The organism is Yoonia vestfoldensis DSM 16212, from assembly GCF_000382265.1.
GTDB classification, from domain to species: domain Bacteria; phylum Pseudomonadota; class Alphaproteobacteria; order Rhodobacterales; family Rhodobacteraceae; genus Yoonia; species Yoonia vestfoldensis.
The window spans coordinates 1-4,976 of the sequence record NZ_KB908012.1 but is presented as its reverse complement, the minus strand read 5'-3'; the positions used below and the strand labels follow the sequence as shown (position 1 = coordinate 4,976).

Below are 4,976 nucleotides of genomic sequence, written 5' to 3'. Positions count from 1 at the left end.
CCACAGGCCCTTTCTCTTGAGGTCATGCCGCCACGCATAAATTTGCTGTCGCTTAATCTCATGACGTTGCGCAACCTGCGTTACGCTTGCGCCATCGACCCCAACCGACATGACAATCTCAAGTTTGTCGTCGTCATGCCAAAAGCGTCGCCGCTCCGCCCCAAGAATTTCACCACGCATCGCAGACCCCGTCTAAGAGACGTCGTTAATGACGTCCTTAGCGACGTCTCTTAGATCATTGTCAAAGCGTCAGGCAGGCGGTGCCAATGGCGTGGTTACGGCTTGCGTTCTTGGCAGGCCATTGGCTTATCGGTCTTGGCATGCTCAATGCCCGCGCGCTGGGCTTGACGCCATATGTCAGCAACCGACAGCTTGCTTACCAGAGGTCCAGACCCGGAAAGGCTCTATTTCTTACAGCGATGAGATCATGGGTGTTTGATTGGGTAAGCAGGTGACAACCGGGCTTCTCCCGGAGACCACAAACTGCGTTGGTAGACGCTGCTTTTCAGAATATCTTTCTTTCCTGTCACGCCGATGCATCTGGCTGGATCGCGTCAAGTGACGTCAGCGCCCCGGCACCAGCGGTTCGGGGACCGGCGCTGTCAGGATCCGGTCGCGTCCCGACATGATGTCGCCCTGCACCTGTTCGGTCAGACGCTCGGCATCGCGGCGGCGGATCTCGGCCAAGATATCGGCCACGGTCTCTTCGTCGTGGCCAAGACTGCGCAAGCCTGCCGCGCCCATCATAAGCGCGGATTCCACAGTCTCGCGCATTTCGAAATCGATGCCCGCCCGGATCAGTTCGATGGAATGGCCCCGGTCATAGCTGCGGGCCAGCACCTTTGCATTTGGGAATTCGTGCAGCGCCATTGCAGCGATTGTGCTGACCGCCTTGCGGTCATCGACGCAGATCATGATGGCTTGCGCCTCTCCCGCACCGGAGGCGCGCAGGATATCAAGCCGGGTGCCGTCACCGAAATAGACCTTGAACCCGAAACGACCGGCCTCCCGGATACGGTCGGGGTCGTTTTCGATGACCGACACCTGCACGCCGCGCGCCAGCAACATCTGCAATGCGATCTGACCAAAGCGCCCAAAGCCGATCACCAGCACCTGCCCGCGCAGGCCATCCGCCGCATCGACGCCGTGCATTGCCGCCGCAGGTTCGCGCAGCAGCATGTCCGCAACGACGAGGATAACAGGGGTAACTGCCATCGACAGGATGACAACCGTGGAAAACAGCGCTGTTTCGCGCGCGTCAATCACGCCACCCGCCAGCGCCGCCGTGAAAAGGACAAAGGCAAATTCACCGCCCTGCGCGAACAACGTCATGCGCCGCAGCGCCACAAGGTTGGGGCTGCCGAAGGCCCGCGCCGTCACATAGATCGCCAGCGCCTTGACCAGCACATAAACCAGCAGCATCGCAATCAGCAAAGGCCATTCAGCGGCAACGACGCCAAGGTCAAGCGACATCCCGACGGCCAGAAAGAACAGGCCCATCAAAAGCCCCTTGAAAGGCTCGATATCGCTTTCGATCTGGTGACGATAGCTTGACCCCGACAGCATGACCCCCGCCAGAAAGGCACCCATCGCCATCGACAGGCCCACGGTCTCCATCAAAAGGGACGCACCCAGCACGACGAGCAAGGCCCCCGCGCTCAGGACTTCGCGGGTCCGCGCACGCGCCAGCAACGCAAAGAACGGATCAAGCAGCCAGTAACCGACGACCAGAATGGCGACCAGCCCTGCCAGCGCCAGCCCGGCCGCCGCAAGCCCGCCCGCCTCTTGTCCCAGCGGTGACAGAAACGCCACGATCGCCAGCAACGGCACGATCGACAAATCCTCGCACAGCAGAATCGCGACCGATTTCTGGCCTTCGGGGCGCGCGATTTCCCCCCGGTCCTGAAGGATCGACATGATCACCGCCGTCGAGGACAAAACGAAACCCGCCGCTGCGATGAATGCGGTGACCATCGCGAAGCCGAAGATGAACATCCCCGCCAGAGTCAGCAACACGATGACAAGCGAGACCTGCGCCAGACCCAGCCCGAAAATCTGCCCACGCATCGCCCAGAGCTTTTGCGGACGCAGTTCCAGCCCGATGATGAACAGAAACATCACGACGCCCAATTCGGCAAAATGCAGGATCGTGTCGGGGTCGGTGAAAAATCCGAACACAGAAGGACCGACCAGCGCGCCTGCCGCGAAATATCCCAGAACCGACCCGAGCCCCAGCCGCCGGAACACTGGGACCGCAACCACAGCTGCCCCCATCAGCACGATCACGGGGCCGATCATCGATCCCAAACCTTCTGTCGCCATTCGCCACCCTTTCCCTGCAACCGGATGCCGGATGCAGCGCACCACGGCTTGCCGCAATTACTTTGCCAGCAAAGACAGCTTGATCCGAAGTGTGGCAGCAGGCTGTCGAAAGTAAAGAGCGTAGACCTGGCCATCAAGACAATCATCGCGCTTGCGTTGTGTGCGTCGCACACCTAGCTTCCCGCAACCATAAAGCGACAGGAATCGACCCTCGCCGATGACAATGCTCGAGACATTCATCAAGCCGATGCATCCCGAGGGACGCCGGTTTGTCGCCATCTTTGCCGGTATCACGATCATCCTGTTCCTGATCTGGCCGGTTCTTGGCTGGATCGGCGTCGGCCTGACCATCTGGTGCTATTACTTCTTTCGCGACCCACCGCGCACGACACCCACCCGCGAAGGGCTGATCGTCAGCCCTGCGGATGGGATCGTCAGCCTGATTGAAAAAGCAGTGCCGCCGCCTGAATTAGGGATGGCGGATGTGCCGCTTTGCCGGGTGAGCGTGTTCATGAATGTCTTCAACTGCCACGTGAACCGTGCGCCCATCAGCGGGCGCATCATGGCGGTCTCTTATCGGCCGGGCAAGTTTTTCAACGCGTCGCTGGACAAGGCCAGCATCGACAACGAACGCAACTCGCTCTGTCTTGAGATCGCGGATGGACGGCAGGTCGCGGTGGTGCAGATCGCGGGGCTCGTCGCGCGGCGGATCGTCTGTTTTGTCAAGCAGGACGATTCCTTGCGGACCGGCGAACGCTTTGGCCTTATCCGTTTCGGGTCCAGGCTGGATGTCTACCTGCCCGACGGTGTCGTGCCGCTGGTGACGGTCGGGCAAGGCATGATCGCAGGCGAAACCGTGCTGGCCGATCTGCTGGCGACCGAACCAGCGCGCACCGGCCGGACGGATTGACCGCCGATGACCGACCTCAAACCGCGGCCTGACCTGCCCGTCATCGCGCTGTTGCCCAATCTGATCACGCTCGCCGCGATCTGCGCGGGGCTGACCGCAATCCGGTTTGGCATCGCTGGCGAATACGACCGCGCTGTCCTTTTGATCCTGCTGGCGGGTTTTCTTGACGGGATCGACGGGCGCCTTGCGCGCGCGCTCAAATCGGAAAGCAGGATTGGAGCCGAACTCGATTCGCTGGCGGATTTCGTTAATTTCGGTACGGCGGCGCCGCTGCTGGTCTATCTGTTTTCTCTACAGGACCTGCGCAGCGCAGGCTGGATTGCCGTGCTTGTGTTTACCATCTGCTGCGTGCTGCGGTTGGCGCGGTTCAATGTCGAAAGCCGCGAAACCGTGCCCGAGAGCACAGGCAATTATTTTGTGGGGGTGCCTGCACCTGCCGGTGCCTTGCTTGTGATGTTGCCACTTTATGTCTCGTTTCTGCTGTCCGACGGGCCCGTTGTGCCGGCACCGATTGCGGCGCTGTGGGTTCTGTTGATCGGGGTCTTGATGATCAGCAGAATCCCGACTTATTCATTCAAGATGATGACGATTTCCCGCGGAAATGTGCCGTTCTTTCTGCTTGGGGCAGTGGTATTGCTGGCGGCTCTCCTGACCTATCTCTGGGCGACGCTCGTGGTGATGGGTCTGATCTACATCGTCGGGATCCACTGGGCCTGGCGCGAAACGCGACAAGGAAAACACTGATGGATATCAACGCAGTCACAACATCATATGCCAGATGGGCACCGATTTACGACAAGACTTTCGGCGCGATCACGAAGGCCGGACGGCGGCGCACCGTGGCCTATCTGAACGCCCACGGGCCGCGTCTTCTCGAAGTGGGGGTGGGTACAGGGCTTGCCCTTGGCGGATACCGGGCTGACATGGAGGTCACAGGTATCGACTACAGCAACGAGATGCTGGCCAAGGCGAAGGCGAAGGTCGACAAGGAAGGCCTGCGCCATGTAAAGGCGCTGCGTCAGATGGATGCCAGATCGCTGGATTTCCCGGACGACAGTTTCGATGCCGTGGCGGCCATGCATCTGGTATCGGTCGTGCCTGAACCAGAGCGGGTGATGTCGGAAATGGCGCGGGTGGTCAGGCCCGGCGGCAAGATCGTGATCACGAATCATTTTGCGCGCGACAAAGGGTTCCTTGCGTTGCTTGAAAGGCTGACGGCGCCGCTCGAAAATCTGCTGGGTTGGCATTCCGATTTCCCGATCTCCAGGGTTCTGGGCGACGACAGACTCGAACTGCGCGAGCGAAAACCGTTTCCTCCGGTTGGAATGATGACCTTCCTTGTATTCGAAAAACGGTCGCCCGCCTGACCAGCGCTCGGGCGGGGGAACGGGCGCAGGCTGTTTGCGGTTCAAACCGGGGCAGGCACGGTGCCTGCCTGCGCAGACCGGTTGTCCGACAATACTGTTGATTGTCACTGAGAACTGACCCGGCAGCAGCAGAAATTGTCATCGAGAATTGACCCATGTGCAACCTTACCCCGGCTTGAATCAGCTGGGAGCACTTGGAGTGATAGACATGGGATTTTTAAAAGTTATCCGGAAATGGGCGCTGCGTGACAAGATGCCCATTCGCGAGATCGCGCGGCGGACGGGCGTGTCTCGCAACACGATCAAGAAGTATTTGCGGGAGGGGATTGTTGAACCTGCGTTTCACGCGCCAGATCGTCCCAGCAAGCTGGACCCTT

At 59.9% G+C, this 4,976-nt stretch carries 6 protein-coding genes; 4 read left to right on the top strand and 2 right to left on the bottom strand.

What is annotated here, in order from left to right:
* The coding region (locus tag H147_RS20755; protein ID WP_019956975.1) for a transposase at positions 1–180 on the bottom strand (180 nt) is incomplete at its 3' end.
* A gap of 384 nt (positions 181–564) precedes the next feature.
* Entirely contained in the window at positions 565–2,322 is a 1,758-nt protein-coding gene (locus H147_RS0119050; RefSeq protein WP_019956974.1) for a monovalent cation:proton antiporter-2 (CPA2) family protein, read from the bottom strand.
* A 217-nt stretch (positions 2,323–2,539) separates the two neighbouring features.
* On the opposite strand from H147_RS0119050, the gene H147_RS0119045 reads away from it, so the two are divergent.
* The 4 genes from H147_RS0119045 to H147_RS0119030 all read left to right on the top strand — a co-directional run.
* Entirely contained in the window at positions 2,540–3,232 is a 693-nt protein-coding gene (locus tag H147_RS0119045) for a phosphatidylserine decarboxylase (RefSeq protein ID WP_026352703.1), read from the top strand.
* Positions 3,233–3,238: 6 nt separating this feature from the next.
* On the top strand, positions 3,239–3,976 hold the full coding sequence (pssA, locus tag H147_RS0119040; protein ID WP_019956972.1) for a CDP-diacylglycerol--serine O-phosphatidyltransferase: 738 nt from the start codon (positions 3,239–3,241) through the stop codon (positions 3,974–3,976).
* Positions 3,976–4,599, top strand: coding sequence for a class I SAM-dependent methyltransferase (locus H147_RS0119035; protein WP_019956971.1), 624 nt, complete (start codon positions 3,976–3,978; stop codon positions 4,597–4,599). The genes pssA and H147_RS0119035 overlap by 1 nt, the downstream gene beginning before the upstream one ends.
* Before the next feature lie 208 nt (positions 4,600–4,807).
* On the top strand, positions 4,808–4,976 hold a 169-nt coding region (locus H147_RS0119030; protein ID WP_019955989.1), incomplete at its 3' end, for a helix-turn-helix domain-containing protein.